Annotated in this window: 29 protein-coding genes; 17 read left to right on the forward strand and 12 right to left on the reverse strand. The window is 36.9% G+C overall.

The genetic code is table 11. The features are described 5' to 3' along the window. Positions 1–9 precede the first annotated feature (9 nt). The 8 genes from LPB89_RS12060 to LPB89_RS12095 all read left to right on the forward strand — a co-directional run bounded on the left by LPB89_RS12060 (position 10) and on the right by LPB89_RS12095 (position 5,823). Positions 10–888, forward strand: a complete 879-nt coding sequence (locus tag LPB89_RS12060; protein ID WP_230702044.1) for a sugar phosphate isomerase/epimerase — start codon at positions 10–12, stop codon at positions 886–888. Between the two features lie 28 nt (positions 889–916). Next, positions 917–1,504 carry a hypothetical protein gene (locus tag LPB89_RS12065; RefSeq protein WP_230702045.1) on the forward strand — a complete coding sequence of 196 codons (588 nt, stop codon included), beginning with the start codon at positions 917–919 and terminating at the stop codon, positions 1,502–1,504. Positions 1,505–1,523: 19 nt separating this feature from the next. Next, positions 1,524–2,222 carry an aspartate/glutamate racemase family protein gene (locus LPB89_RS12070; RefSeq protein ID WP_230702046.1) on the forward strand — a complete coding sequence of 233 codons (699 nt, stop codon included), beginning with the start codon at positions 1,524–1,526 and terminating at the stop codon, positions 2,220–2,222. A gap of 6 nt (positions 2,223–2,228) precedes the next feature. Beyond that, the gene (locus tag LPB89_RS12075; RefSeq protein ID WP_230702047.1) at positions 2,229–2,774 is read left to right on the forward strand and encodes an NADPH-dependent FMN reductase; all 546 of its coding nucleotides are present in this window, start codon (positions 2,229–2,231) and stop codon (positions 2,772–2,774) included. An 11-nt stretch (positions 2,775–2,785) separates the two neighbouring features. Beyond that, on the forward strand, positions 2,786–3,136 hold the full coding sequence (locus LPB89_RS12080; protein WP_230702048.1) for a cupin domain-containing protein: 351 nt from the start codon (positions 2,786–2,788) through the stop codon (positions 3,134–3,136). A 142-nt stretch (positions 3,137–3,278) separates the two neighbouring features. Further along, positions 3,279–4,415, forward strand: coding sequence for an MFS transporter (locus LPB89_RS12085; protein ID WP_230702049.1), 1,137 nt, complete (start codon positions 3,279–3,281; stop codon positions 4,413–4,415). A gap of 61 nt (positions 4,416–4,476) precedes the next feature. Then, on the forward strand, positions 4,477–5,409 hold the full coding sequence (locus LPB89_RS12090; protein ID WP_230702050.1) for a peptidylprolyl isomerase: 933 nt from the start codon (positions 4,477–4,479) through the stop codon (positions 5,407–5,409). Positions 5,410–5,502: 93 nt separating this feature from the next. Further along, positions 5,503–5,823, forward strand: a complete 321-nt coding sequence (locus tag LPB89_RS12095) for a cytochrome c (protein ID WP_230702051.1) — start codon at positions 5,503–5,505, stop codon at positions 5,821–5,823. Positions 5,824–5,913: 90 nt separating this feature from the next. Here LPB89_RS12095 and LPB89_RS12100 read toward each other — a convergent pair whose 3' ends face one another. Together LPB89_RS12100 and LPB89_RS12105 are read right to left on the reverse strand one after the other, a co-directional pair. After that, a complete protein-coding gene (locus tag LPB89_RS12100) occupies positions 5,914–6,468 on the reverse strand; it encodes a thioredoxin family protein (RefSeq protein ID WP_230702052.1) in 555 nt (184 codons plus the stop codon). Between the two features lie 130 nt (positions 6,469–6,598). Continuing rightward, positions 6,599–7,492: an alpha/beta fold hydrolase gene (locus tag LPB89_RS12105; RefSeq protein ID WP_230702053.1), complete on the reverse strand. Its 894-nt coding sequence runs from the start codon at positions 7,490–7,492 to the stop codon at positions 6,599–6,601. A gap of 130 nt (positions 7,493–7,622) precedes the next feature. Here LPB89_RS12105 and LPB89_RS12110 point away from each other — a divergent pair, with 130 nt between their 5' ends. After that, positions 7,623–7,958, forward strand: a complete 336-nt coding sequence (locus LPB89_RS12110; protein ID WP_230702054.1) for a tRNA-binding protein — start codon at positions 7,623–7,625, stop codon at positions 7,956–7,958. Positions 7,959–8,111: 153 nt separating this feature from the next. Here the strand turns inward: LPB89_RS12110 and LPB89_RS12115 are convergent, their stop codons facing one another. The 4 genes from LPB89_RS12115 to LPB89_RS12130 form a co-directional block, all read right to left on the reverse strand. Further along, complete coding sequence (locus tag LPB89_RS12115; protein WP_230702055.1) at positions 8,112–8,663, reverse strand: alpha/beta hydrolase; 552 nt, start codon at positions 8,661–8,663, stop codon at positions 8,112–8,114. A gap of 17 nt (positions 8,664–8,680) precedes the next feature. Continuing rightward, entirely contained in the window at positions 8,681–9,502 is an 822-nt protein-coding gene (locus LPB89_RS12120) for an alpha/beta hydrolase (protein ID WP_230702056.1), read from the reverse strand. Positions 9,503–9,654: 152 nt separating this feature from the next. Further along, positions 9,655–10,023 (reverse strand): PUR family DNA/RNA-binding protein, encoded by a 369-nt coding sequence (locus LPB89_RS12125; RefSeq protein ID WP_026981839.1) that lies wholly within the window; start codon positions 10,021–10,023, stop codon positions 9,655–9,657. A gap of 68 nt (positions 10,024–10,091) precedes the next feature. Continuing rightward, entirely contained in the window at positions 10,092–11,870 is a 1,779-nt protein-coding gene (locus LPB89_RS12130; protein ID WP_230702057.1) for an ABC transporter ATP-binding protein, read from the reverse strand. Positions 11,871–12,074: 204 nt separating this feature from the next. On the opposite strand from LPB89_RS12130, the gene LPB89_RS12135 reads away from it, so the two are divergent. From LPB89_RS12135 to yajC, 3 genes are all read left to right on the forward strand, one after another. Then, complete coding sequence (locus LPB89_RS12135) at positions 12,075–13,184, forward strand: Glu/Leu/Phe/Val dehydrogenase (RefSeq protein WP_305070301.1); 1,110 nt, start codon at positions 12,075–12,077, stop codon at positions 13,182–13,184. A gap of 273 nt (positions 13,185–13,457) precedes the next feature. Further along, positions 13,458–14,369: a transcription antitermination factor NusB gene (gene nusB, locus LPB89_RS12140; protein WP_230702371.1), complete on the forward strand. Its 912-nt coding sequence runs from the start codon at positions 13,458–13,460 to the stop codon at positions 14,367–14,369. Between the two features lie 200 nt (positions 14,370–14,569). Further along, positions 14,570–14,845, forward strand: coding sequence for a preprotein translocase subunit YajC (gene yajC / locus LPB89_RS12145; RefSeq protein ID WP_127336894.1), 276 nt, complete (start codon positions 14,570–14,572; stop codon positions 14,843–14,845). A gap of 222 nt (positions 14,846–15,067) precedes the next feature. On the opposite strand, the gene LPB89_RS12150 is transcribed toward yajC, so the two are convergent. The 3 genes from LPB89_RS12150 to LPB89_RS12160 all read right to left on the reverse strand — a co-directional run bounded on the left by LPB89_RS12150 (position 15,068) and on the right by LPB89_RS12160 (position 18,189). Then, positions 15,068–15,655 (reverse strand): YdeI family protein, encoded by a 588-nt coding sequence (locus tag LPB89_RS12150; RefSeq protein ID WP_230702058.1) that lies wholly within the window; start codon positions 15,653–15,655, stop codon positions 15,068–15,070. A gap of 4 nt (positions 15,656–15,659) precedes the next feature. Further along, positions 15,660–16,934, reverse strand: coding sequence for a peptidase T (pepT, locus tag LPB89_RS12155; protein WP_230702059.1), 1,275 nt, complete (start codon positions 16,932–16,934; stop codon positions 15,660–15,662). Between the two features lie 121 nt (positions 16,935–17,055). Next, the gene (locus tag LPB89_RS12160) at positions 17,056–18,189 is read right to left on the reverse strand and encodes a formylglycine-generating enzyme family protein (RefSeq protein WP_230702060.1); all 1,134 of its coding nucleotides are present in this window, start codon (positions 18,187–18,189) and stop codon (positions 17,056–17,058) included. A gap of 250 nt (positions 18,190–18,439) precedes the next feature. Here LPB89_RS12160 and LPB89_RS12165 point away from each other — a divergent pair, with 250 nt between their 5' ends. Next, positions 18,440–19,474, forward strand: a complete 1,035-nt coding sequence (locus LPB89_RS12165; RefSeq protein WP_230702061.1) for a quinone-dependent dihydroorotate dehydrogenase — start codon at positions 18,440–18,442, stop codon at positions 19,472–19,474. Here LPB89_RS12165 and LPB89_RS12170 read toward each other — a convergent pair. Further along, positions 19,460–20,176 (reverse strand): DUF3307 domain-containing protein, encoded by a 717-nt coding sequence (locus tag LPB89_RS12170; RefSeq protein WP_230702062.1) that lies wholly within the window; start codon positions 20,174–20,176, stop codon positions 19,460–19,462. The two genes, LPB89_RS12165 and LPB89_RS12170, sit on opposite strands and share 15 nt — an antisense overlap. Before the next feature lie 4 nt (positions 20,177–20,180). Continuing rightward, on the reverse strand, positions 20,181–20,786 hold the full coding sequence (locus LPB89_RS12175) for a SatD family protein (RefSeq protein WP_230702063.1): 606 nt from the start codon (positions 20,784–20,786) through the stop codon (positions 20,181–20,183). A gap of 210 nt (positions 20,787–20,996) precedes the next feature. Between LPB89_RS12175 and LPB89_RS12180 the strand changes: the two genes are divergently transcribed. The 4 genes from LPB89_RS12180 (at position 20,997) to guaB (ending at position 26,022) form a co-directional block, all read left to right on the forward strand. Beyond that, the gene (locus tag LPB89_RS12180) at positions 20,997–21,863 is read left to right on the forward strand and encodes a hydroxymethylglutaryl-CoA lyase (RefSeq protein ID WP_230702064.1); all 867 of its coding nucleotides are present in this window, start codon (positions 20,997–20,999) and stop codon (positions 21,861–21,863) included. 78 nt (positions 21,864–21,941) lie between these two features. Next, complete coding sequence (locus tag LPB89_RS12185) at positions 21,942–22,496, forward strand: hypothetical protein (protein WP_230702065.1); 555 nt, start codon at positions 21,942–21,944, stop codon at positions 22,494–22,496. Then, positions 22,493–23,893 (forward strand): DUF5723 family protein, encoded by a 1,401-nt coding sequence (locus tag LPB89_RS12190; RefSeq protein ID WP_230702066.1) that lies wholly within the window; start codon positions 22,493–22,495, stop codon positions 23,891–23,893. Before LPB89_RS12185 ends, LPB89_RS12190 begins: the two co-directional genes overlap by 4 nt. A gap of 656 nt (positions 23,894–24,549) precedes the next feature. Next, the gene (gene guaB / locus LPB89_RS12195) at positions 24,550–26,022 is read left to right on the forward strand and encodes an IMP dehydrogenase (protein ID WP_127336904.1); all 1,473 of its coding nucleotides are present in this window, start codon (positions 24,550–24,552) and stop codon (positions 26,020–26,022) included. A 59-nt stretch (positions 26,023–26,081) separates the two neighbouring features. Here guaB and LPB89_RS12200 read toward each other — a convergent pair whose 3' ends face one another. Continuing rightward, positions 26,082–26,582 (reverse strand): hypothetical protein, encoded by a 501-nt coding sequence (locus tag LPB89_RS12200; protein WP_230702067.1) that lies wholly within the window; start codon positions 26,580–26,582, stop codon positions 26,082–26,084. Positions 26,583–26,708: the final 126 nt, after the last annotated feature.

The following is a 26,708-nucleotide window of genomic DNA, read 5'->3' on the forward strand; positions in this document are numbered from 1 at the left end:
AAATAACAAATGACCTCCAGACGTACCTTTATAATCAATGGCAGCCTTGCTACTGTGGCAGTTTTGGCTATGCCGTCATTCGCTTTTACTATGAATAAAAAAGAAATTGGTCTGCAATTGTATACGTTGCGGGAAGAACTTCCAAAAGATATCAAAGGGACTTTAGAGAAAGTATCTTCAGCCGGATTTACGACTGTGGAGACGTATGGTTTTTCAATCAGGGATCAGTTTTGGGGAATATCACCCGCTGAGTTCAAAGCAATCCTTGATGCAAACGATTTAAAAGCGGTGAGTGGCCATTATGGAATAGGTTCTTTTCTGGATGACGGAAATACAACAGAACTTAAAGCTGCCATTGCTGCTGCAAAAACCTTAAAAAGTGACTATCTCACCATTCCGTGGGTCGATCCGCCTTTCAGAAAAAACAGTGACGATTATAAAAAGATTGCCGGACGCTTAAACGAAGCCGGGAAAATGTGCCGGGAGGCAGGTCTGAAATTAGCGTATCACAATCATGATTTCGAATTTGAAAAGCATAACGGAATTACAGGTTATGAAATTTTACTAAAAGAAACCGATAAGGATCTGGTACATTTCGAAATGGATTTATACTGGGTGTCGTATTCCGGAAAAGATCCGTTACAGCTATTCAGGGAAAATCCCGGGCGTTTTAGCATGTGGCATGTAAAAGACATGGATAAACTAAAACCGGCTTTAAATACGGAAGTTGGTTCAGGATCGATTGATTTTAAACCCATCTTTCAGGAAGCAGAACGGGCCGGAATGAAACATTTTTTTGTAGAACAGGAGAACAATTTTGCTGGAAATTCTTTCAATTCCATAAAAGTAAGCTGTGATTTTATTCTGAATAATCTAACCCGTAAATAAGTAAAATTTTAAACAATAAAAAAAACGAATGGAAATAAACGTAAAAAGAGAGGTGGAAAAAGCAATTGGCGGATTGTTTTTTATGATTATAAATACAGCAATATGGACTTTAATTGCCGAATATTATTTAGAAAATAAAGACAATAAAATGCTTGGATTACTGATTGGTGCAGTCATTCTGGTCTTTTTGTTTTTTTATGTCCGTTTTACAAAATTTCAAAAAACAATACTGGATACTGCTGTCGAAAGCAAAACGCCGGAAGAAGAGAAAAAAGACAAACGTTTTCTGTGGATTTTTGGTCTGGAGGGATTAGGAATCTTTTTGGCAAAAAATATACTCATCAATATCAATCACAACGAATTGTTCATTCCGTTTTTTGCTTTAATTGTCGGGCTGCACTTTTTTCCTCTGGGGAAATTATTCCAAAGAAAGTTCGATTATTATATGGGAATCTGGACTTCTACAGTGGCGATTATAGGTCTTTATATGATAATTGAAAAAGTAACAACTGTAAATTTTGCCAATGCAATCGTGAGTATCTGCTGTGCGATTTCAACGATTTGTTATGGCGTAAAAATGATAGTAAGCGGTCAGAAAGCAATACAAAATAAATAAAAACTCATAATTGAGAAACATGAAAAAACTAGGACTTGTAGGAGGGATCAGCTGGGTTTCGACCATTGATTACTATCGATTTATAAATGAAGGAATCAACGAAAAATTAGGAGGTCTTAATTTTGCCGAATGCATTATTTATTCTTTAAATTTTGATGATTTTCAAAGAAATAATACCAACGGAAATTGGGATGCGACTTTCGAATTGCTTTTAAATGCCTGCAAAAGCCTCGAAAAAAGCGGGGCGGATGCCATTGTTTTGTGCGCCAATACGGCCCATGCGGTTTCAGACCGGCTGGAACAGGAAATTAAATTGCCTGTTATTCACGTAGCAACAGCTACCGCAAACGCCATTAACAAACAAGGATTAAAAAAAGTCGGTTTACTGGGGACAAAATTTACAATGGAAATGGAGTTTTACATCAAAAAACTGGCAGAAAACAATATAGAGGCCATTGTTCCTGTTCTGCAGGACGAAAGAGATTTTATTCAGCAGACCCTGAAAGAAGAGTTAGGACGCGGAATCATCAAAGAGCAAACCAAAAGAGCCTATCTTTCTATTATTGAAAAACTTATTGAAAACGGTGCTGAAGGAATTATTCTGGGCTGTACCGAAATTCCATTGTTAATAAGTCAGGAAGATGTTTCGGTTCCGGTTTTTGATACGACTAAAATTCATTCAGAGGCAGCCGTAGATTTTGCTGTTTCAGCAGAGTAAATCGAAATGACGGATCAAAAGAAAAAAATACTGGCTATTTCAGGAAGTACGCGAAAGAATTCCAGCAATTTTAAAATTCTGAAATTCATTTCTGAAAATAGTAATAAAGACTTTGAGATTGAACTATTTGAAGATCTCGAAAGTCTTCCGCATTTTAATCCGGACTTAGATACCGAACATCCACCGGAAGAAGTGAGAGCTTTCAGGGATAAAATTAACAATGCAGCAGGCGTATTGATTTGTACTCCCGAATATGTTTTCAGTTTGCCGGGCAGTCTGAAAAATGCATTGGAATGGTGTGTTTCGACAACCGTTTTTTCGAATAAAAAAGTGGGTTTGATTACCGCTTCGGCATCCGGGGAAAAAGGGCACGAGCAATTAGGTTTAATCATGAAAACCATTGAAGCTAAATTTACGGATGAGACCCAACTTTTGATACAGGGAATCAGAGGGAAATTAGATGCTGAAGGAACTATTACAGATGAAAAAACGTTACATACTATTTTAGCATTCATTACTAATTTTGAAAAAGAAATCAGGAAGTTAAATTAAAATAAGAGAATATGCAAAGTTCAGGGACGAGCAAAGAATTTATAAAAGGAGACGAAATAGAGTGGGAAGTTGTCGGAGAAGGCATTAAACGAAAAATTCTGGCGTATAATGATCAGGCCATGCTGGTGAATGTTCATTTTGAAAAAGGCGCCATTGGTGTTTTGCATGAACATTATCATACGCAGGTCACTTATATTTCCAGTGGTGCATTTGCTGTGACGATCAGCGGGGTTACAGAGACTTTAAAAGCAGGAGACAGTTTCTATATTCCGCCGCATGCGATTCATGGGGTGTTATGTCTGGAAAGCGGTACTTTGACGGATGTTTTCAGTCCGGCGCGTGAGGATTTTTTGAAACTATAAAGTTTTGAAGGACAATAGAATTGATAAATGAAGCCGCTAATTGGATCGCAGCGCTACGAAATTTATACTTTTTTTTAAGTTTAGGTTACAATTAGAATAGTATTTTTGCAAAATGAATCTATCCAAAACGAATGTCTTATTTATGGCAGCCTGCACTGGACTTATAGTTGCCAATCTGTATTACTGCCAGCCACTGATTGTTTTAATTGCCAACGAATTTAAAATTCCGGAAGCCAATGCCGGTACGATTACCTATCTTACTCAGGCAGGTTATGCGATTGGTTTGTTTTTTATGGTACCGCTTGGTGACAAGATCGAACGTAAAAAACAAATCCTGATGACCACTTTTGCCTCGGTAATTGCTTTAATTATCGCCGCTACGGCCAAAAGCTTTCTTATATTGCAGATTGCTTCATTACTTTTAGGAATCACTTCGATAGTGCCCCAGCTTATTTTGCCGTTGGCTGCTTCCTTAACCGCACCCGAACAACGCGGAAAAGTAGTAGGAACTATTATGAGCGGTTTGCTGGTAGGGATTTTACTTTCCAGAACCTTGAGCGGATTTATCGGTCAGCTTTTTGGATGGCGCTCCATGTTTTGGATAGCAGCCGGAATCTGCCTTTTAATCTTTTTTGCCATTCAGAAGAAATTCCCGGTCAATAAACCTCAGTTTCAGGGTTCTTACGGTCAGCTTATAAAATCACTTTTTACCCTTATCAAAACCCAGCCTGTTTTGCGTGAAGCCACTTTAATCAATGTGTTTTGTTTTGCACAGTTTGGTGCTTTCTGGACCACAATGGTATTGTTGCTTTCAGGAGAACCGTTTAATTTCAATAGTGCGACAATTGGCCTTTTTGGAATTGTAGGTGCTTCAGGAGCTTTGGCAGCACCGTTGGTTGGTAAAATGGGAGATAAAGGAAATCCAAGGGTTGCAGTGGGCTACGGCTGTTTACTGATGCTGATCAGTTTCATCACTTTTTACTTTTCAATCGAAAGTGTAATCGGAGTAGTGATAGGTATCGTTTTTATCGACATCGGAATTCAGGGGGTGCATATCTCCAACCAGACGAGGGTCTATTCGCTTTTACCGGAAGCCCGAAACAGGCTTAATACGGTATTCATGTCCTTTAGTTTTTTAGGTACTGCTGCCGGATCTGCCTACGGATTATTACTTTGGAAGTTAGGCGGATGGCATGGCGTTACCATCGGATGCGCAATTCTGGCGGTACTGGCATTGCTGGTTTACGGACTTACTTATAAATCAAAATCTAAAAAATAGAAAGCACAAATTGATATAAAATTAATTTGTAAATTTGCATTCAAAATTAAAAATAACAACAATGGAAAACGGAATATACGCTAAATTCAATACTAGCAAAGGATCTATTTTAGTAAAATTGGCACACGACTTGACACCGGGTACAGTGGGTAACTTCGTAGGTCTTGCTGAAGGAAACTTAGAAAATAAAATTAAACCACAAGGAAACAAATATTACGACGGATTATCATTTCACCGTGTAATTCCTGATTTCATGATCCAGGGAGGTTGTCCTCAGGGAACAGGAACAGGTGGTCCTGGTTACAAATTTGATGATGAGTTTCACCCAAGTTTAAAACACGATCGTCCGGGAGTATTAGCCATGGCAAATTCAGGTGTAGGAACAAACGGTTCTCAGTTTTATATTACACACGTTCCAACTTCATGGTTAGACGGAAAACATACTGTTTTTGGTCACGTAGTGGAAGGACAGGATATCGTTGATGCAATTGCTCAGGGCGATGCTCTTGAAACTGTTGAAATCGTAAGAGTAGGAGAAGAAGCTGAAAAATGGAATGCTATCGAAGCTTTCAGAGTTTTTGAAGGTTCCCGTGCCAAACGTGAAGCTGCTGAAAAAGCTGCCGCTGAAGCTAAAATGGAAGAGCTTGCTGCCGGTTTTGATAAAACAGAAAGTGGTTTACGTTACAAAATGATTCAAAAAGGAGATGGTAAAAGAGCTGAAGCCGGTAAAACAGTTGCTGTTCATTACGAAGGATCTTTAGAAACCGGAAAAGTTTTTGATTCTTCTTACCCACGCAAAAAACCAATCGAATTCAGATTAGGTCAGGGTCAGGTTATCGAAGGATGGGACGAAGGTATCGCTTTATTGCAGGTTGGAGACAAAGCACGTTTTGTTATTCCGTCTCATTTAGCGTATGGATCTGCAGGTGCAGGGGGAGTTATTCCGCCAAATGCAACTTTGATTTTTGATGTTGAATTAATGGAAGTAAAATAAGTAATTAGACAACTTCTAAATAGTCTTAAATAATGAATCCCATTCGCCTGCCGAATGGGATTTTTTTTATATTTACTTCAAAAACAAAACTGAATGAAATCAAAAATTATAACTCTTGCAGCACTAGTCTTATTCGTGGTTTCCTGCGGTACTCAAAAGTCGGCTCCGGTTGCAGCAACTGAGCCAGCATTACCAACGGCTACTGAAACGGCTAAAGCTGTAACACTGACGCCTGAACTTGCAGAAGGTCAGAATTTGTACGAAAACAATTGTGCAAAATGCCACAAATTATTTGAGCCGAAAAAATTCACACAGGAAGAATGGTCGCCGATCCTTGTGAGAATGGGCAAAAAAGCACATTTAGATGCAGTACAAATGACATCGATTACGAATTATATTAACTCGCAATTGTAAAAAAAATAAAAGAAGCATTCTGAATCAGGATGCTTTTTTTTTTGGATGAAACATAAAAAAAATACCTTCAGAGATGAGGTGTTTAAATTTTTATTTCCATTTGATATTACAGCCCACACTCGGTTTTTGAGGATCTTTTAAGCTTCTGTTGTAAATAAGCGCATCTATCGCACTACGCAAATCACTTCCACTTAAAGGAATACCGTTATTGGGCCTTGAATCATCCAATTGTCCTCTATAAAATAAGCGGTCCCTATTGTCAAATAAAAAGAAATCAGGAGTGCAGGCAGCATCAAAAGCTTTGGCTGCTTCCTGGGTCTCGTCAAATAAATACGGGAAATCAATCTTGTTCTGAAAAGCAAATTCAGTCATCATTTCCGGTGCATCCTGAGGGAATTTTTCAATGTCATTGCTTGAAATGGCCATCACGCCGATGCCCTGTACACGGTAATCATTTGCAATCATAACGATTTCATTGATGACATGAAGTACATAAGGACAGTGGTTGCACATAAAGATCACAAGCGTCCCTTTCGATCCTTTTAGATCTTCAAACGAATAGGTGTCATTAGAATTGGTGTCTTTCAGTCTGAATTCCGGAGCAATTGTTCCAAGAGCCAGCATGTTTGAAGAAGTTTGTGACATTTTTATAAAGAATTGATTATTCAAAAATAACCTTAATATTCTTTAAAAAAAAGCAGAAGAGGATTTAAAAAAAATATCCAAAGCGTTTAAGAAGAACTTAAATGCGCTTTGGATATTTGTTATAGGTAGCTTATGAATTTAAGAAATTCAGTAAGTCATTGTTTAGTCTTTCTCTTTCGGTGTAAAATAAGCCGTGCGGTGCGCCTTCATACACAATATAAGTGCTTTCGCGAATACCTTCAGCAGCTTTTTTGGACGTTAGTTCAATAGGAACTATTTTGTCGTCATCACCATGGATAATTAATGTCGGAACCTTTACGAAATTCAGTTCATCCCTGAAATCCGTAAACGAAAAAGATTCAGCACATTTTAAAGTCGCTCTTGGAGATGCAACAGAACAAAGATTTCTGTAGTATTCCAATAACGGTGTGCTTAAAGGCTTGTTTATGATGTTTACGCCAAAGAACGTTTTTCCGAAATTATCTATAAAAGCAATTCGGTCTTCCTTAATGGCATTGGCAGTGTTTTCACTTTTTTCTCTTGGATGCCCGTCAGGATTATCATTCGTTTTTAGTAAAAAAGGAATAATAGACGAGATCAGGGCAGCTTTTGAAACTCCTTTTCCACCATGACGGCTAAAATAACGAACTACTTCACCGCCTCCCATAGAGAAACCGACAAGTGTAGCATCTGTTAATTCTAATTGTTCGATAATTTCCTGCAAGTCATCAGATAAAGTGTCGTAATCGTAACCATCCCAGGGTTGTGATGATTTACCAAATCCACGACGGTCATAGGCAATCACCCTGAAACCATTCTGAACCAGGAATTCAATCTGATATTCCCACATTTCATTAGAGAGCGGCCAGCCATGAATAAGAATTACAGGTTTGCCCTGACCGTAATCTTTTACATAAAGTCTTACGTTTTGGGCTGTTTCTATATATTTATCGGTATGAACTTGTTTTAGGTTTGACTCAAAATTTTTCTCTGATAGTGTTGAGTTGATGACATTATTTTCCATTTTTATCTTTTTTAACGTTAGCATGATAATCTGTAATGTAAATTTAAAAGCTACATTAAAAAAAGGGTTATAGAATTAGTGGTAATACTTACAAAATTAATAGGTTTGTAAATACTAAAAAAAGTACAATATGGATTTGTCCTGGAATGAATTTGAAAGAACTGACATGCGTGTCGGAACAATACTTGAAGTAAACGATTTTCCCGAAGCCAGAAAGCCGGCTTATCAGCTTACGATTGATTTTGGTTCAGCAATTGGCATCCGAAAATCATCGGCACAAATAACAAAGCGCTACCAAAAAGAAGATTTGCTAAACAGGCAAATCGTTGCTGTCGTCAACTTCCCCAAAAAACAAATCGGAAAATTCATGAGTGAATGTCTGGTTCTGGGTGCAGTAGGCGAAGAAGGAGACGTTATTTTACTTGCTCCCGATTTTAAAATAGAGAATGGGCTTCGGATTGGGTAGGTTTTTTAGTCTCAGTGTTCAGTCTCAGTCTCAGTGTTCAGTCTCAGTCTCAGTCTCAGTCGCAGTTTACAGGCACAAAACCGAGACTGAAAACTGCGACTGCGACTGCTAACTTGCAGCGACTGAAAACTGCGACTGCGACTGTAAACCATACTAAAGAGTGTTAATTTTTGCAACTAATTGTTGTAATATTAACTGTCCTTCTTCCCAGTATTTTAAATCGGAGTCGGAGTTGATGTGTCCTTGCGGTCCCACATTGATGAAATCGCTTCCCCATTTTTCTGCCAGATATTTTTTTCTCTCGAAAGAGGCGTAGGGATCGTTTTCACTTGCGACAACAATCGAGGGAAAAGGTAACTTTGACGTGGGGATCGGTGAAAAATTCCGAACCGATTCAGGAGTATGCTGAGGTGAATCTACATCGGCAGGAGCGACCAATAGAGCGCCCACAATGTTTTTATTCGTATGTGAAGCTGCCCAGTGTAAAACCAGCGAAACAGCTAAGCTATGTGCCACAAGAATAGTCGGATGGTCTAATTTTGCAATTTCTTCGTTTAATCTTTCCAGCCATTCTTCTCTGATGGGCTCATCCCAATTGTCCTGAACAATCCTTTTGGAGTTTTTGAATTTTTCATGCCAGAAAGTTTGCCAGTGCTTTTCGCCTGAGTTTCCGAGTCCCGGTAGTATTAATAAATTGGTTTCCATTGCCGTGGATTTTAAGTTTAGTTTAATTTTTGGTGTTCTTTTATAATTCGGTTTACTTCATTCACAAGTAGCGGAAAAGCAGGTTCAGTCATTCCGTGACCGTAGCCGTCCAGTTCAAAAAGTTTGGTTTGTTTGTGGCCAACGAGTTTCATCATGCGCGCCAGATAAGCATTTTCTTCATAACGGCCTAACATTTCGAGTTCTCTATCTCCGGTTATTAATAATAAAGGAGGAGCATCGGCACGAACATAAAAAAGTGGTGCAAAAGCATCAATTGTGGGTTGTGTATCCGGAATTCCGTTTTCTCTTCTGATTTCAAAATGCGTGATGCATTGGGCACTAAACGGAATAAGGCCTGCGATTTTATTAGCATCAATCCCTTCTTTTTGCAGCCATTTTTTGTCCAGGCCAGTCATGGCAGCTAAATAGCCTCCTGCAGAATGTCCGGAAACGAAAATCAGCGAAGGATCCCCTCCATAATCCGAAATGTTATTAAATGTCCAGGCAATGGCTGCGGCGGCATCTTCGATACTTTTTGCCGCTTTTGCTTTTGGGGATAGTCTGTAATTGACACCAATAACAGCGAAACCTTTGTTTTTTAAGGCTTCCGGAATTTCCTTGTTTCCTCCGGTCAGCCCTCCGCCATGAAACCAAACAATGGTAGCGAAGTTTTTAGTGTTTTTTGGGTAATAAATATCAAGAACACATCTTTCGTTAATATAAGCGTCCGATTTGTTGGTTGCTGTATTATAATATTGAATATTGGTTTTCGTTTCATATGCTGTTTTCTGAGCAAAAGATGAAATTCCAATAAATAGTAAAAGAAGTATTTTTTTCATTTTTATAACGTATTAATTAACCAGCAATTATGGTTGCAGCAAGATTCTAAAAATCGAATAGTCCAAAATCTGAAAATCTAAACTTAAATATATAAAAAAAGTCCAAAATGCAGGACATGTTGGACTCGTACTTTTTAAAAAGTTATGTAGGACTAAATATCGTCAAAATCGATATCAGTAAAGCTGGATCTTTGTCCTTCCGGTTTATCAGAACCGTATTCTTTTTTAAAATCTTTCTGATGTCTTTCAGAGATTACTTCCTCGCCCTTGTGGTTCAGGACGTATGAAGTCATTTCTTCCAGTATTTCTGCAAAAGCACCGAAATCTTCTTTGTATAAGTAAATTTTGTGTTTTTTAAAGTGAAAAGAACCGTCTTCTTCAGTAAATTTTTTGCTTTCAGTAATCGTGATATAATAATCGTCAGCCTTAGTAGCTCTCACATCAAAGAAATACGTTCTTCTCCCTGCTCGTAATACTTTAGAAAAGATCTCTTCTTTTTCTAACATGTCATTTTCTCTCATAATACGTTCTATCATTTTTGGAATTAATAGTACTCAAAAATCATAAAAATTTATCTATTACGCAACAATTAAAGTAATTCTTTTTCCGAAAGTTGTTTTAAATATAACGCTGCATAATAACCGTCCTGATTTATTAATTGATTATGAGAGCCTTGTTGAATGATTTTACCATCTTCTAAAATGATTATTTTGTCGGCATTTTTGGCGGAAGACACCCGATGGCTTACTATTATCGTAGTTTTGTCTTTACAGATTTCGAACAAATTATTCAGGATCGTTTCTTCTGTTTCTGTATCCACCGCAGACAGGCAATCGTCAAAAAGTAAAATCGCCGGATTTTTAATAATGGCCCTTGCAATCGATACACGCTGCTTCTGGCCACCGGAAAGCGTGATACCTCTTTCTCCTAAAATGGTGTCGTATTGTTTGTTGAAAGCCATGATATTGTCATGCACTACAGCATTTTGCGCTGCTTCAATTACTTGTTCGTCAGTGGCGTTCCGGTTGCCAAATTTGATATTATTTTTTATCGTATCCGAAAATAGAAAGGCATCCTGAGGCACAATTCCGATGTTATTTCGTAAATCATTTAAGTTTAAAGTGCTTATTTCACTCTGGTCAATAGTTATTCTTCCTTCCGTAACATCATACAAACGCGAAATAAGGGACAATATGGTTGATTTTCCGGAACCTGTTTTTCCAAGAATCGCTAAAGTTTCTCCTTTTTTAACTGTGAAAGTGATGTTTTTTAAAGCCTTGATATTCGTATCCTCATAAGTATAACTTACATTTTCAAAAGCAATGGAACCCTGGATATCAGATGCATTTTCATTGTTGTTTTTGATTTCCGGTTCAATTTTCAAAAATTCATTCAGACGTTTCTGGGAAGCTTCTGCCTCCTGTACCATCGAAGAAACCCATCCCAACGAGGCTACAGGCCAGGTTAGCATGTTAACGTATAAGATAAACTCTGCAATTGTTCCGATATTCTGAATTGTTCCGTTGATGTACATCATCCCTCCGAAGTATATCACAACCAGATTACTGATTCCGATTAACGCAATCATCAATGGACCAAACAGTGACTGCACTTTTGCCAGGTTCAGACTTTTGCTTTTGCTTTCATCGGCAAGGGCGATCATGTTGTTCTGATGCTGGTTTTCTAAGGAATAGGCTTTAATTACACGAATTCCCGAAAATATTTCCTGAGAGAAACTGGAAACTTTAGATAAGTATTGTTGGAAAATAGTACTTCTTTTGTTGATTTCTGAACTCAGTTTAAAAATGCAGTACGAAAGTATCGGCAGTGGCAATATCGTATACAAGGTCAGTAATGGCGATACATTATACATATAGATGATCACAATCGCAAAACGAATAAAGGTATTGATGGTATACATAACCGCAGGGCCAACATACATGCGGACTTTTGAAACGTCTTCGCTGATTCGGTTCATCAAATCCCCGGTCCTGTTTTGTTTGTAGAAATTTTGGGAAAGGTTTTCATACTGCCTGAAGACTTCGTTTTTCAAATCAAATTCCACATGACGTGACATGACGATTAAAGTCTGACGCATTAAGAAAGTCAGGAAACCCGCAACAATGGTAGTGGCTATGATTAGCAATACGTTATGAATTAAATCCTGATGATAAGAAGCGATAATTACTTTCGATGTCTGATCGGCTTTGGGCAGTTTGTCAAACTTTTCAATGGCATTTAACGACTTGCTAATCAGTTTTGGAGTAAATAAGGAAAATATTTGTGCGATTATGGTGATTAAAATTCCCAGTGAAAAACTATATTTATATTTAATGAAATATTTGTTTAAATAGCGTAATTCTTTCATTTTTTTAAGATATTCAATGTTGAAATGATATTAATTTTATAAATTACTTTCAATTAAAAGCAATAGAAAGTGTAATTAGCTCAATATAAATCGATTGTTAATTTGTTATTATAAAGATAAAATATTAGCACATGTGTATTTTTTGTTTATGTTTGAGATGTCTTTTTGACAAATTCATAATTTTAACAAATAAATAATAACGCTATGGACGCAACTTTCGCAACTGGAAAGGAACTTCAAAAAATGGATCCTGTTTTTGGTCAGTTATCTTTTAACGATCACGAACAAATTGTATTTTGCAATGACAAAGATACAGGTTTAAAAGCAATTATTGGTATTCATAATTCAGTTATGGGGCCAGCTTTAGGAGGTACCAGAATGTGGAATTATAATACGGAATGGGAAGCTTTAAACGATGTTTTGCGTCTTTCAAGAGGTATGACTTATAAATCTGCAATTACCGGACTTAATATTGGTGGTGGAAAAGCAGTAATTATTGGTGATGCCAAAACACAAAAAACACCGGAGCTAATGCGTAAATTCGGTGAATTTGTGCACTCGCTAAGCGGAAGATATATTACAGCTGAAGATGTTGGAATGGAAACTAAAGACATGGACACTGTTAGGGATGTAACGCCTTATGTTACGGGTATCTCAGAAGAAAGAGGTGGTTCAGGAAATCCTTCTCCGGTAACGGCTTATGGTGTTTACCTGGGAATGAAAGCGGCTGCAAAAAGTCAGTTTGGTTCTGATGTTTTAGAAGGCAAAAAAGTTTTGGTTCAGGGAATTGGACATGTTGGTGAAGCTTTGGTGGAATACTTAACCAAAGAAGGAGCAAAGGTTTTTATTACCGACATCAACGAAGAAAAATTATATGAAGTAGCTCAAAAATACAACGCTACGATATTTACAGGTGAAGATATATATGCTGCTGATGTTGATATTTATGCACCATGTGCCATGGGGGCTACAATCAACGATGATACCGTAAACAAAATAAAAGCGAAAGTAATTGCCGGTGCTGCCAACAATCAGTTAGCAGATGAAAATATTCACGGTGTAAGATTGTCAGAAAGAGGTATTTTATATGCACCTGACTTTCTGATCAATGCTGGTGGAATTATCAATGTTTATGCTGAATTAGAGCATTACGGTAAAGAAGAAATCATGCGCAAAACCGAAAATATCTATAATACTACTTTAGAAATTATCGATTACGCCGTAAAAAACGGAATGACAACACATAAGGCAGCGCTTACCATTGCTCAGAATCGTATCGATTTGAGAAAAATCGAGAACGCAGCTGGGAAGTAATTTTTTAGAGTCTTAGTTTACAGTCTCAGTTTACAGTCTCAGTCTCAGTCACGGTTTCAACTTATAGCGAAAACTGCGACTGCGACTGAGACTTTTTTTACTCCTACTACTGCGACTGCCAAACTGCGACTGCGACTAAACACAGCGACTGCTTTTTGTTCGAAAAATAATTGGTTTAAATTTTAATATCAGGCCTTAAATACTTATTTTTGCAGACTAATTTTTAAATGTTCTTACAAGGTGGTAAATAGAAGACACATACGCGTTAAGGTAATGCAATCCATTTATGCAATGCATCAAAGCGGTTCTGACAATATGGAAAAAGAAGAGAAATTTCTTTTTTACAGTATTGATAATATTCAGGATTTATATTTAATAATGCTATCTTCACTGATAGAGATTTGTAAAAAAGAATCTGTTTTTTTACATCTGTCAAGTAAAAAACATCTTGCCACTGCTGCAGAACGTAATCCAAATGAAAAATTTATCAAGAACAAAATTTTTCAGTTGCTTGCCGAAAGTAATTCCCTTAGTATCGCTTTAGAAAATCGTAAAATCAATAACTGGTCATTAAATGATGATTATATTTTATTGCTTTTAAATGATATTAAGTCAAGTGAATTGTATGCCAATTACATGAAGACTTCTGTCAATACTTTTCAGGAAGACAGACAATTTATCGCAGATCTGTTTGCTGATGTTATTGTTCCGAATGATAAATTATATGAATACCTGGAAGACGATAAGTTAACCTGGGTTGATGATATTCCTGTTGTAAATACGCATATTATCAAACAATTGAAAGCCATCAAAACCGAAGATCCGGATGATTTCAGAGTACCGAAATTATACAAAGATGTGGAAGATAAAGATTTTGCGAAAGATTTGTTCAGAAGAACGGTTTTAAACGAATCGCTCTTCGCCAAAGAATACGAAGACAAAACACCAAACTGGGACAGCGATCGTATTGCAGAAATTGATACTATTATTCTAAAAATGGCAATCTGTGAGTTTTTAAAATTCCCTTCCATTCCGGTAAAAGTAACGCTGAACGAATATTTAGAAATTGCCAAAGAGTATTCTACGCCAAAAAGCAGTATTTTTATCAACGGAATTTTAGATAATCTGGTTAAAGAGCTGGAAGCCAACAAAAAGATGATTAAAGTAGGAAGAGGTTTGATGTAATTGGGAAGAAATTCCAATTCATAAATTCCAAATTCCAATTGAAGTTGTCACTCTGAGCGAAGACGAAGAGCCAAATTCCAATTGAAGTTGTCACTCTGAGCGAAGTCAAAGAGCCAAATTCCAATTGAAGCTGTCACTCTGAGCGAAGTCAAAGAGCCAAAAAAATATTAATAATAATAAACAAAAACAGAATTTAAATTATGGGACAATTAACTCAATTTGCGCCATTTCTATTAATGTTTGTGGTGATCTATTTCTTTATGATCAGACCGCAACAAAAAAGAGCAAAAAACGAAAAAGAATTTGAAAGCAGCCTGAAAGTCGGGGATAAAATAATTACAAAAAGTGGTTTTCACGGTAAAGTTGTTGAACTTGGTGAAACTTCTGTAATCATCGAAACAATGTCCGGTAAATTAAAAATTGAGCGTTCAGCCATTTCTTTGGAAATGAGTTCGGCTTTGAATAAAAAGGCATAAGGTTTTTAAAATTCCAAAAAAATATAAATCCCAAATTCCAAGGTTTTGAAACCGGAAGTTGGGATTTTTTTATGTTTAATCTTGTCCGTTCGAGCGGAGTCGAGAACTTTTACGCATCTCGACTTCGCTCGATGTGACAGCTTTATTTCAATTCCTTTTGATATCCCCACAATTGGAATTTGGAATTTTAAAATATTGGAATTTTAAATTAAAAATTTCCAACTATCTGTATTTATCATTCAGCCCAATATTTCCCAGTATCATCGGAATCACCTTTTCAATTCTCGAAAGTTTCGTTTTTTCCTGTTTGGCTGTTTCAATATATTCTAAAAACTCATATTGTTTATACGGAGAAAATTTCTGAAAGGCTTCTGATAAAGCGGGATTTTGCTTCATTTCCTTTTCCAGTAATTCAGAAACAATGGCTTCTTTTTTAGCCGGTTTTATGACTTTTCCCTGCTTTTCGTTTTCAATGGCTTCCAGGATATATTCTAAAACTTCCTTTTCGTTTATGTCTTCTTTTGAGGTAAAACGCCATTGACGCATGGATTTTGTTTTATCTTCCTGAGCATTCATTAATCTCTTTTTCTCATCTTTCAGAAAGACTCCGTTCAGAAACCAAATGGCAAAGTAGTTTTTAAAACCACCAATGCCAATAACGTTTTTCTTGTTGTAGACATAAATTGGGCCGCCCCATTTTATAGTTTCAACCAGCTCTGTTTTATCAATAATAGATTTGAGGAAAAGAAGTTCTTCTTCCCAGTTATTGACTTTGTCCCAAACGTGTTTTTTATCAGAATTCGGTTCCAACGTATTATTTTCTTTTAGGTTTTTCGGTTACATCAAAAATGCCCGGAATTGCAGTTAATTCCGCAATTTTCACAATCACATCAGTCGCTTTCTGGATGCTTTCTGCGGGAACGTATTCGTATTTTCCGTGGAAGTTATGACCGCCCGCAAAAATGTTCGGACAAGGCAGTCCCATAAATGATAATTGAGATCCGTCAGTTCCGCCGCGAATGGGTTTGATAATCGGTTTAATCTGTAATTCCCGCATTGCTTTTTCGGCAATATCCACAATATGTTTGACCGGAAGTACTTTTTCCTTCATATTGTAATACTGGTCTTTTATTTCAGTGGTTACAATATCTTCCCCAAATTGTCTGGCGAATTTTTTATTGATTTTTTTGGCAATTTTATCAATCAGGCTTTTTCTTTTTTCAAACTTACTTTTGTTATGATCGCGAATAATAAGTTCCAAAACCGTTTCTTCAATACTTCCTGTCAGATGATGCACGTGGAAAAAACCTTCATAGCCTTTTGTTTCCTGTGGTGTTTCCCTTTTTGGAAGTTCATTGATAAACTCATTGGCAATTAGCATCGAATTGATCATTTTTCCTTTGGCATAACCCGGATGAACACTTTTTCCTTTGAAGGTAATTTTGGCTCCTGCAGCATTGAAGTTTTCATATTCTAATTCACCAATCTGACTTCCATCCATTGTATACGCCCATTGCGAACCGAATTTTTCTACATCAAAATGGTGTGCGCCACGACCGATTTCTTCATCAGGCGTAAAACCAATCCTGATTTTACCATGTTTGATTTCAGGATGCTGCACGAGATATTCCATTGCAGAAACAATCTCGGTAATTCCGGCTTTGTCATCAGCACCCAAAAGCGTTGTACCGTCTGTTGTAATGATGGTCTGGCCTTTATATTGTAATAAATCTTTGAAGTAATTGGGAGATAAAATAATATTTTTTTCAGCGTTCAGGATAATGTCCTTCCCGTCGTAATTTTCAATAATCTGAGGTTTTACATTAGCACCGCTAAAATCCGGGGAAGTATCAAAATGCGAAACAAATCCAATTACAGGAACTTCATGAGCAACATTACTTGGCAAAGTTGCCATGATATAAGCTTTGTCATCTATTGTAACATCCTGTAATCCAATTGTTTTTAGGTCTTCGACTAGTTTATTGGCAAGATTCCATTGTTTTTCGGTACTGGGCGTAGTTTTGGAGTTCGGATCAGATTCTGTGTCGATTGTTACATAACTGATAAAACGATCTATAATATGTTGCATTTTTATAATTTTTAGCAAATATAGACATTTTTCTGCGCTGTATTATTGCGGTTGGTAATATCTAAATTCAAATAAAACACGATTCTGTTTGCTGTAGCATCCTTTTTCAGGGTTAATTTTTTTAAATGCTTTTAACACATCTGAATCCAAGATGGTTGGCGGCAGACCGGATTTCTCCTTTTCCTCTTGTGCCTACCATATAACGGGTGCAGTATTGATCGGTACATAAAAAAGAGCCTCCGCGATGTACCCGTTTTTTTTCAGGATCGTTGGGAACGTCATAAGCGTCAGGTCCCTGAGGATTTCTGGCTATTTTTCCGCCTTTGCTTAATTCAGTATAATAGGATGGACTGTACCAGTCGTTTACCCATTCCCAGACGTTTCCAGCCATATCATACAAGCCAAACGCATTTGGTTTAAATTGGGCAGTAGGCGCAATGCCTTTAAAGCCATCTTCTCCCGTATCTCCGTCTTTAATGGGGAAATGTCCCTGATAGATATTTGCCTGAAATTTTCCGTCCGGTTTTAAGGTATTTCCCCAGGTGTACAGATTTCCTGTTTTTCCGCCACGGGCAGCGAACTCCCATTCGGCTTCGGTTGGCAATCTTTTCCCTGCCCATTTTGCATAGGCAGCGGCATCTTCATAGGTAATTTGTACCACGGGATATTTTTCTTTTCCTTTTATGGAGCTTTCCGGACCCAAAGGATGTTTCCAGTCCGTTCCGCCTACGTAAGACCACCATTGAATGAAGTCATTGAGATTTACAGCGGCCGTTGTGGGAGAAAATACTGCAGAACCGGCTATTAAATTTTCTGCCGGAACACCCGGAAATTCTTCCTGGGTTGGCTTTTGCTCGGCTACGGTAATATAGCCTGTAGCGTTGACAAATTTTGCATATTCTTCGTTGGTAACTTCCGTTTCATCCATAAAATAACCATCAACATACACACGATGAACAGGAGAGGCGTCTTTTGTAACACCTTTGATACTGCATAAACTTTCATCTTCAACATTGCTGCCCATCGAAAATTCACCGCCGGGAATCCAAACCATTCCTTTTGGAGCTTTAGATGGGGCTGAATTTTTATTAATGATGGTAGGCTCGAATTCAGATTCCACTGTAGTATTTGGAGCCTCTGTACAATCCATTGCGGTTAATTTTTCTTTTGGCGTATTAAATTTGGTGAAGCTGTAAGCGACTGAAATAGCAGCCAGGATCAGAATAGTAAATATCCAGTAAATTTTATTTTTCATCAGGGCAAATTTTAATTTAAAAATGGTTGTTTTACAGCTGAATAGGATTCGATTAAGAAAAAAACAACCTTATCAAATAGGATTTATTTAATAAGGTTGTATAATTTTATTTCAAAGATATAAAAATTCTACTTATTCTATAGGATAAATATTTTTTGTGTAAATTATTTTAACTTCAGTGGTAAAGTATATAGGGAGATTTCAACTATTATAGTTAAATTTGCAACCGAAAAAACAACAACAACTTACTATGTATAAATTGATAATTCGCCCGATACTTTTTTGGTTTGATCCGGAAGAAGTGCATTATTTTACTTTTTCATTTATTAGATTCCTGTCAAAAATCCCTGGCGTTTCGTCCATTATTAAATCCATTTACGAAGTAAAAGATACTCGTTTAGAACGGGAAGTTTTTGGAATTAAGTTTAAAAACCCGGTGGGACTTGCAGCAGGATTTGATAAGGACGCCAAATTGTATAAAGAACTTTCTGATTTTGGATTTGGTTTCATTGAGATAGGAACTGTTACGCCGGTGGGGCAGGAAGGAAATCCAAAAAAACGATTGTTCAGGCTAAAGGAAGATCAGGCTATTATTAACCGAATGGGTTTTAATAACGGCGGAGTTCTGGAAGCGGTAGAACGGCTGAAAAAGAATTCTGGTGTTTTAATCGGTGGAAATATCGGTAAAAATAAAATTACCCCAAACGAAAATGCCGTTGATGATTATATCATTTGTTTTGATGCCTTGTTTGACCATGTTGATTATTTTGTGGTAAATGTAAGCTCGCCAAACACCCCAAATTTAAGAGCTTTACAGGATAAAGAACCGCTTACGGCTTTACTGCAGACTTTGCAGGACAGAAATACAGAAAAACAAAAAACGAGCAGCCAGAAAGTAAAACCGATCCTTTTGAAAATTGCTCCGGATTTAACCGATGAACAATTGCTTGATATTATTGATATTGTAAAAACAACTCAGATTGCAGGTGTAATTGCAACCAATACTACAATTTCACGTGACGGATTGCAAGCTGCAAACCAAACTGAAATGGGTGGTTTATCAGGCAGACCCTTAACAAAACGTTCTACTGAAGTTATTCGTTTTCTTTCGGAGAAAAGCAATAAGGCATTCCCTATTATCGGAGTAGGAGGAATTCACTCAGCCGATGATGCGATTGAAAAACTAAATGCAGGGGCAAGTCTGGTGCAATTGTATACCGGTTTTATTTATGAGGGACCGGCTTTGGTAAAAGCTATAAATAAAAAGGTTTTAAAACAATTGTAAAAGTAACGCCTGAACAATAAATCCCGTCAGTATTGCGATTCCAAAACTTAACAACGTACCGATTAAAACATATTCGGTAAGTTTTCGGTCTTTGGCTTCTTTCAGGTCTCCAAACCTAAAAATAGATTTTGCTGCCAATAAAAAACCTATGGCTTCAAAATGACCGGTCAGGATAAAACAAAACACAAATAAGCGTTCTAATATGCCAATGTAATTTCCCGCATTGGCAAGCGAATGATCGCTATCAGTAGTGCTGCTTTCAGGACTCCATATCGAAATTATTATTTTGATAAAAATCGAAGTGGGTTTGGTAATCAGTAAAATTCCTGTTGCTAAAATCCAAAACCGATTATCAAACCAGTCCAGGTTTATGGATTTGTTTTGATAGAGTATCGTTATTCCCGTTAAAACCAGAATATGCATGATTTGGTCGGCTATAAACCAAATGCGTTTGGTGTTGTTTTCCTGAAAATTTAATTTGATCAGGTCAATGATTCCGTGCGTAACGGCAATAAGAGCGGCATAAGGTATAAATTGAATTTCCCCGGCAAGAATTGCAGCCAGAACGCCATGAAGCAGGATGTGAAGATATAAATAAATGCTTTTGTGTTTTTTAGCTTCCTTATCGGCTACCCAGGAGTTGGGCTGCCATATAAAATCACCTAATAAATGGGCTAAAAGCAGTTTTATAAATAAAATCATAAGACTATAAATTGTTTATTTGTTTTCTGAAATAACGATCTAAATTCATGACCAGATCAAATTGGGCGCGTTTTTGTCTGCGGCTTACGGCAGCTCTTTTGATGCCTAATTTCGGTGCTAATTCTTCTTGAGACAAGTCCGGATTTTCTATTGCAATTGCTGTAAATTCGGCAGATGGCGCAGGCCAGTTGTCCATAAAAGTTAAGGCCAGCTGAAGCATCAGATTTATTTTTTCATCTGTAGCCGCGTCCCCTGTTCGTATTGCCAGCGTTACTTTTTGCTTTTTTAGAGTTTCAAAAACTTCTCCTGAATTTATAAAGGCAGTACCATTACTTTCGGATATTTTTTCAGCATCATGTGTTTTGTCCCCAAAACCAATACCCATGCGGGCATCCAGTTTTATCGCTTTTAAATGGGCTTTTATTAAAATAGCTGACAATAATGCATCCTCGGGATTTTTTATTTCGATTTGAAATTCATCTCCTCTGTAAATTTCCCATTCCAGCGGGCTGTCTCCAAAAGAAGAAAGTATTTTTTTTAAACCTTCTACCCAGTCCTTGGATTTTTGTTTTCTGGAATCAATTATATCCCCTGTAATTACACTAGTCATAGCTTCAAATATACTTAAAATAAATAATAATAGTAGTACAAATATACATAATATTTTTAAATGTTACTTATTTTGGTAACATTTTAAATAGTTACTTATTTATGTAACATTTTTAGTTGTTACGTTATTGCGGAAATATTATGATTAAAGAAAATTCTCTTTTATTTCTTTAAAAAAGAAACTAACTTAGCCTTCACTAAAGAATAAGCTTTGAATAAAGAAATCAAAATTATCGAATGTCCACGTGATGCTATGCAAGGTATCAGGGATTTTATTCCAACCAAAAATAAAGTTTCCTATATTCAGTCTTTACTTCGGGTAGGGTTTGATACCATTGACTTTGGGAGTTTTGTTTCGCCAAAAGCTATTCCGCAAATGCAGGATACCGCAGAAGTTCTGGCTCAGCTCGATTTGTCTCAGACAACGAGTAAACTTTTGGCCATAATTGCCAATACACAGGGAGCTGATTCCGCTTCAGAGCATGAAGCCATTCGGTATCTGGGATTTCCTTTTTCGATATCAGAAAATTTTCAGATGCGTAATACCCACAAAACCATTGCTGAATCTTTAGTCACACTGGAAGAAATCCTTGAAATTGCCGATAAAAAAGATAAAGAAGTCGTTACCTATCTTTCTATGGGCTTCGGTAATCCCTACGGAGATCCGTGGAATGTGGAAATAGTAGGGGAGTGGACTGAAAAATTGTCTAAAATGGGTGTGAAAATCTTATCCCTTTCCGATACGGTTGGAAGTTCTGCTCCGGAGGTTATCACGTATCTTTTTTCAAATTTAATTCCAAAATATCCGCAAATAGAATTCGGGGCACATCTGCATACGACGCCGGATAGCTGGTTTGAGAAAATTGATGCGGCGTACAAAGCAGGCTGTACCCGTTTTGACGGTGCTATACAGGGTTTTGGAGGATGTCCGATGGCAACAGATAAGCTTACCGGAAATATGCCTACAGAAAAACTCATTTCTTATTTTACGGCCAATAAAAAAATAACCGGACTCAATTCCCTGAGCTTTGAAAGTGCTTATAACGAAGCATCAAAATTATTTGGAAAGTTTCATTAAAATCAGGATATTTACTTACAAATCAGAATAATAAAGGGTATACTATATTCGTTATTACTCTTTAATGTAAGTACCGCCATGGAATTATTCTTAAAAAATAAAATTTTCCTTTTCCTTTTTTTGCCTTTCGCTTTTATTTCATGTTCCAGTGATTTAGATTTTGATCAGGTTAATGATTTGAAATTAAAGCCCGTTTTTGTTGCCAATGTGGCTTATTTTGATGTGCCTGCAAATGAATTTACAGATAATGGAGAGGAACAGCTGATTACTTTTGATGAAAAGGAATTCGATGTTTTTAGAAAGAAATTTTTCACAGATAATCTCGTAAAACTCGAGCTGGATTGTGAAACCGAAAATACAATAGCACGTGCCTTTACAGTTGATTTATTACTTCTCAACGAGAATGGTAACGTTCTGGAAACCGTAACATTAGAAACGCCTGCCTATTCAGGAAGCCCCAACGTTATAAAACATACTACAGAAATATTCGAAGGGCAAAGATTAGATTTACTGAAACAAACGGTTAAAATTCGTTTTGTCGTAAAAATGGGCGCCGGAGCTCCTTTAGATGAAAACAGTCCGGGAAGTTTAAAACTAAAATCCGGGGCAACCGCTTATCTGGTAATCGAATGAAAAAGGCAATCTATATTCTGGCAGTACTTTTTCAGCTCTCTTCTTTTTCTCAAAATAAAGAAGTGCTGTATAACTTTACGGCGATTCCACAGTCTTCGCTTGTAAATCCGGGTGCCGATGTTTCGTATAAATTTTATTTCGGAATCCCTGCATTGTCAGGGGTTTCGGCAAATATGGGTTCCAAAAGCTTTTCGGCTTACGATTTATTTGCTGACAACGGAGTTGATTTCAATGATAAAGTCCGCAGCATTGTAAGCAGATCGTCCAATAATGATAAAACCCAGGTCAACCAGCAACTGGAATTGTTTTCGGGAGGTTTCAGAGTCGGAGGAGAAGAAAGTAAGTCCTATATCTCCTTTGGAGTCTATCAGGAATTTGATTTTTTAATGTACTTCCCTAAAGATATTGGGATTCTTGCTTTAGACGGAAACCGTGATTATATTGGTAAATTATTCAATTTAGGGGATGTAAATCTAAGGGCCGAAGTGCTTTCGGTATTCCATGTCGGATTTCATAAAAAAATAAGTGATAAGCTGGTTTTAGGAGGTCGAGCCAAAATCTACTCGAGTGGTGCCAATGCAACTTCTACGAAAAATTCAGGATATATCTATACCGGAAAAAATGAGGGGACAGCCAATGTGTATAATCAGATCATTTCTTCTGATTTGGAACTTAAAACTTCCGGAATTGCAAGTTTTACCAAAGATAAATACGAAGGAAACATACCAGGAGATATAGCCCACAATACCTTTTTTAACGGGAGTTTAGGTGTGGGTTTTGATGCCGGAATTACCTATTATTTCAAAGAAAACCTTCAGTTTACGGCAAGCGTGGTGGATGTAGGTTTTATAAAACAGTCCAAAGATATCGAGACCTTAACGTATAAAGGATATTATGAATATGAAGGCGTGAATCCAATTTTTTCTGCCATCAATGAACCTGAAAATGTTTTTGATGATTTCGAAAAAGCCATTCCCCGCGACACGCTTTATAACAAATACACCACCTGGCGGCCTGTGAAATTCTATTCCTCAATGCAATATTCGTTTGGAGAATACCGCTCTGGTGAAGATTGTAATTGTAAAGGAAAAGTTAGCCGAAGATACCTGAATGCAGTGGGTGGCCAGTTGTTTATGATGACAATGCCAAGAGCACCTTTTACGGCTTTTACCGCTTTTTACAAACGAAGTATTTTCGAGAAACTGGATGTAAAAGCGACTTATACTTTCGATTCCTTTTCTAAAAAAAATATTGGTTTAGGAATCGCAGGAACGATTGGAAAGTTTAATATTTACGCCCTTGTGGATAATCTTCTGGAATATAAAGATGTCACCAAAGCCAATAGTCTGGCCTTTCAATTCGGATTCAATTTCGTTTTTCAGGACCGGAACGATTAATGAAAAATATAAATTCCAATTTTTAAATTTCAAGTTTCAGGTTTCAGGTTTCAAGTTTCAGGTTTCAAGTTTCAGGTTTCAGGTTTCAAGTTTCAGGTTTCAGGTTTGGCTTTGGAATGCATTAGAATTTGTACTTTTTTAGTATTTAATTTACTGCGCCTTTATTGGAATTTGGAATTTAAAAATTGGAATTTATCTCCTAAATCATTTGTAAGATTTTTCCTGTAAATACAATTTTATGATTAACTTAGTGAACAAGTTGCCGATTTCAGGTTTCAGGTTTGGCTTTGGAATGCATTAGAATTTGTACTTTTTTAGTATTTAAATTTACTGCGCCTTTATTGGAATTTGGAATTTAAAAATTGGAATTTATCTCCTAAATCATTTGTAAGTTCTTTCCTGTAAATACAATTTTATGATTAAGTTAGTGAACAAGTTTCAGGTTTCAGGTTTGGCTTTGGAATGCATTAGAATTTGTACTTTTTTAGTATTTAAATTTACTATGCCTTTATTGGAATTTGGAATTTAAAAATTGGAATTTATCTCCTAAATCATTTGTAAGACCTTTCCTGTAAATACAATTTTATGATTAAGTTAGTGAACAAGTTGCCGATTTATTCACTACATTTGCACGCAATTCAACTAGAAATTGCAACATGATAGCACACAACTCCAAGATTATCGGCGAAGGTTTAACTTACGACGATGTATTATTAGTACCTAACTACTCGAATGTGCTTCCACGCGAAGTGAGTATCAAATCAAAATTTTCAAGAAACATAACACTAAACGTTCCAATAGTATCAGCTGCTATGGATACCGTTACCGAAAGTGCAATGGCTATTGCTATGGCGCAGGAAGGCGGAATTGGTGTTTTACATAAAAACATGACTATCGAGCAGCAGGCGGCGAAGGTTAGAAAAGTAAAACGTGCAGAAGCAGGGATGATTATTGATCCTGTAACTTTACCCATGACTTCTACCATTGCAGATGCTAAAAATGCCATGAAAGAATTCGGAATTGGCGGAATTCCAATTGTTGACGAAAACAGAATCCTAAAAGGAATCGTTACCAACCGTGATTTACGTTTCGAAAAAAACGGATCCCGGCCAATCGTAGAAGTAATGACAAGTACTAACCTGGTTACTGTAGCAGAAGGAACTTCATTAGAGCAGGCAGAAGTAGTTTTACAAGGCCATAAAATCGAAAAATTACCGGTTGTAAATGATAAATATGAATTAGTTGGTTTAATCACTTTCAGGGATATTACCAAACTGACTCAAAAACCAATCGCAAACAAAGACATCTTCGGACGTTTGAGAGTGGCGGCTGCCATTGGAGTTACCGGAGATGCTGTTGAAAGAGCCGCTGCATTAGTAGCTGCTGGTGTAGACGCCATCATTATCGATACAGCTCACGGACATACCGAAGGTGTTGTAAATACCTTAAAAGAAGTAAAATCAAGATTCCCGCAAATAGATGTAATCGTTGGAAACATCGCAACTCCGGAAGCAGCTAAGTATTTAGTAGAGAATGGTGCAGATGGTGTAAAAGTTGGAATCGGTCCCGGTTCTATCTGTACAACCCGTATCGTTGCAGGTGTTGGTTTTCCTCAGTTTTCTGCAGTTCTTGAAGTGGCAGCAGCTATAAAAGGAACAGGTGTTCCGGTTATCGCAGATGGCGGAATTCGTTATACAGGAGATATTCCAAAAGCAATTGCTGCCGGTGCCGACTGTGTAATGTTAGGTTCATTACTGGCAGGAACAAAAGAATCTCCGGGAGAAACAATCATTTTTGAAGGAAGAAAATTCAAATCCTACCGCGGAATGGGTTCTGTAGAAGCGATGCAGACAGGTTCTAAAGACCGTTATTTCCAGGACGTGGAAGACGATGTTAAAAAATTAGTTCCGGAAGGAATCGTAGGTCGTGTTCCATACAAAGGAGAATTAAACGAAAGTATGCTTCAGTTCATTGGCGGTCTTCGTGCCGGAATGGGATACTGTGGTTCTAAAGATATTCCGACTTTACAGGAAACAGGACGTTTTGTGAGAATCACGTCAAGCGGAATTACAGAAAGTCATCCTCATAATGTTACCATTACAAAAGAAGCTCCGAATTATTCCAGATAATTTTCAGCTTTCATCATAAAACAAAAGGCGTAAGATTTAAATTCTTACGCCTTTTATATTTAATTGAGAATCGAAATTCCATTATTCAATTCATCAATAAGAGCCTGATTTTGTTCTATTGCTTCGGCCTGTGCGCCAAACTGCATTTGTATCGAACCTCCTTTTCCGCTGTAGAAAAATCCCTGATACTTATATAGCATATCATTGTAATCCAGTTCACATTCAAAATAATTAACGTTTAAGTCCTTTATTTTCTTTTTATAGATTTTAAGATTTTTAATTTTGCCAAATTCCTTATATTCATCTTCAATAGTGCTTTTTAATTTTTTATCGCTAATGAAATAATCATACTCGATAAAATAGGCAGTCACTAAATTGTACTGATCATGAAATTCAACATCCCAGTCTGATGTATCTGCGCGTATCCATCTTTCAGGGGCGTATTTTATTTCATAAACTTTTTTTCGGCTGGTATAGGTCTCTAAATTTGAGTTTTTCTTAGTTTGTCCGATCATGCAGATGCCTGATAGCAAAAAAAGCAGTATTAGTTTTTTTGACATTTTTGGTAATGGTTATTATTTGTTCTTAATTAGCGCTATTTAACCCATCTTTTAATAAGAAGGTATTCAAAACGAAATTAAGAAATTAAAAATGACTTAGTTTAATAATTGATAATTTTTTGTAAA

The sequence above is a fragment of the Flavobacterium sp. ENC genome, assembly GCF_020991415.1.
Taxonomy (GTDB): Bacteria; Bacteroidota; Bacteroidia; order Flavobacteriales; family Flavobacteriaceae; genus Flavobacterium.

Bases quoted from the DNA above. Each gene is read 5' to 3' on its own strand.
- LPB89_RS12060 (WP_230702044.1), top strand. From the start codon at position 10: ATGACCTCCAGACGTACCTTTATAATCAATGGCAGCCTTGCTACTGTG.
- LPB89_RS12065 (WP_230702045.1), top strand. From the start codon at position 917: ATGGAAATAAACGTAAAAAGAGAGGTGGAAAAAGCAATTGGCGGATTG.
- LPB89_RS12070 (WP_230702046.1), top strand. From the start codon at position 1,524: ATGAAAAAACTAGGACTTGTAGGAGGGATCAGCTGGGTTTCGACCATT.
- LPB89_RS12075 (WP_230702047.1), top strand. From the start codon at position 2,229: ATGACGGATCAAAAGAAAAAAATACTGGCTATTTCAGGAAGTACGCGA.
- LPB89_RS12080 (WP_230702048.1), top strand. From the start codon at position 2,786: ATGCAAAGTTCAGGGACGAGCAAAGAATTTATAAAAGGAGACGAAATA.
- LPB89_RS12085 (WP_230702049.1), top strand. From the start codon at position 3,279: ATGGCAGCCTGCACTGGACTTATAGTTGCCAATCTGTATTACTGCCAG.
- LPB89_RS12090 (WP_230702050.1), top strand. From the start codon at position 4,477: ATGGAAAACGGAATATACGCTAAATTCAATACTAGCAAAGGATCTATT.
- LPB89_RS12095 (WP_230702051.1), top strand. From the start codon at position 5,503: ATGAAATCAAAAATTATAACTCTTGCAGCACTAGTCTTATTCGTGGTT.
- LPB89_RS12100 (WP_230702052.1), bottom strand. From the start codon at position 6,468: ATGTCACAAACTTCTTCAAACATGCTGGCTCTTGGAACAATTGCTCCG.
- LPB89_RS12105 (WP_230702053.1), bottom strand. From the start codon at position 7,492: ATGGAAAATAATGTCATCAACTCAACACTATCAGAGAAAAATTTTGAG.
- LPB89_RS12110 (WP_230702054.1), top strand. From the start codon at position 7,623: ATGGATTTGTCCTGGAATGAATTTGAAAGAACTGACATGCGTGTCGGA.
- LPB89_RS12115 (WP_230702055.1), bottom strand. From the start codon at position 8,663: ATGGAAACCAATTTATTAATACTACCGGGACTCGGAAACTCAGGCGAA.
- LPB89_RS12120 (WP_230702056.1), bottom strand. From the start codon at position 9,502: ATGAAAAAAATACTTCTTTTACTATTTATTGGAATTTCATCTTTTGCT.
- LPB89_RS12125 (WP_026981839.1), bottom strand. From the start codon at position 10,023: ATGAGAGAAAATGACATGTTAGAAAAAGAAGAGATCTTTTCTAAAGTA.
- LPB89_RS12130 (WP_230702057.1), bottom strand. From the start codon at position 11,870: ATGAAAGAATTACGCTATTTAAACAAATATTTCATTAAATATAAATAT.
- LPB89_RS12135 (WP_305070301.1), top strand. From the start codon at position 12,075: ATGGACGCAACTTTCGCAACTGGAAAGGAACTTCAAAAAATGGATCCT.
- nusB (WP_230702371.1), top strand. From the start codon at position 13,458: ATGCAATCCATTTATGCAATGCATCAAAGCGGTTCTGACAATATGGAA.
- yajC (WP_127336894.1), top strand. From the start codon at position 14,570: ATGGGACAATTAACTCAATTTGCGCCATTTCTATTAATGTTTGTGGTG.
- pepT (WP_230702059.1), bottom strand. From the start codon at position 16,934: ATGCAACATATTATAGATCGTTTTATCAGTTATGTAACAATCGACACA.
- LPB89_RS12160 (WP_230702060.1), bottom strand. From the start codon at position 18,189: ATGAAAAATAAAATTTACTGGATATTTACTATTCTGATCCTGGCTGCT.
- LPB89_RS12165 (WP_230702061.1), top strand. From the start codon at position 18,440: ATGTATAAATTGATAATTCGCCCGATACTTTTTTGGTTTGATCCGGAA.
- LPB89_RS12170 (WP_230702062.1), bottom strand. From the start codon at position 20,176: ATGATTTTATTTATAAAACTGCTTTTAGCCCATTTATTAGGTGATTTT.
- LPB89_RS12175 (WP_230702063.1), bottom strand. From the start codon at position 20,786: ATGACTAGTGTAATTACAGGGGATATAATTGATTCCAGAAAACAAAAA.
- LPB89_RS12185 (WP_230702065.1), top strand. From the start codon at position 21,942: ATGGAATTATTCTTAAAAAATAAAATTTTCCTTTTCCTTTTTTTGCCT.
- LPB89_RS12190 (WP_230702066.1), top strand. From the start codon at position 22,493: ATGAAAAAGGCAATCTATATTCTGGCAGTACTTTTTCAGCTCTCTTCT.
- guaB (WP_127336904.1), top strand. From the start codon at position 24,550: ATGATAGCACACAACTCCAAGATTATCGGCGAAGGTTTAACTTACGAC.
- LPB89_RS12200 (WP_230702067.1), bottom strand. From the start codon at position 26,582: ATGTCAAAAAAACTAATACTGCTTTTTTTGCTATCAGGCATCTGCATG.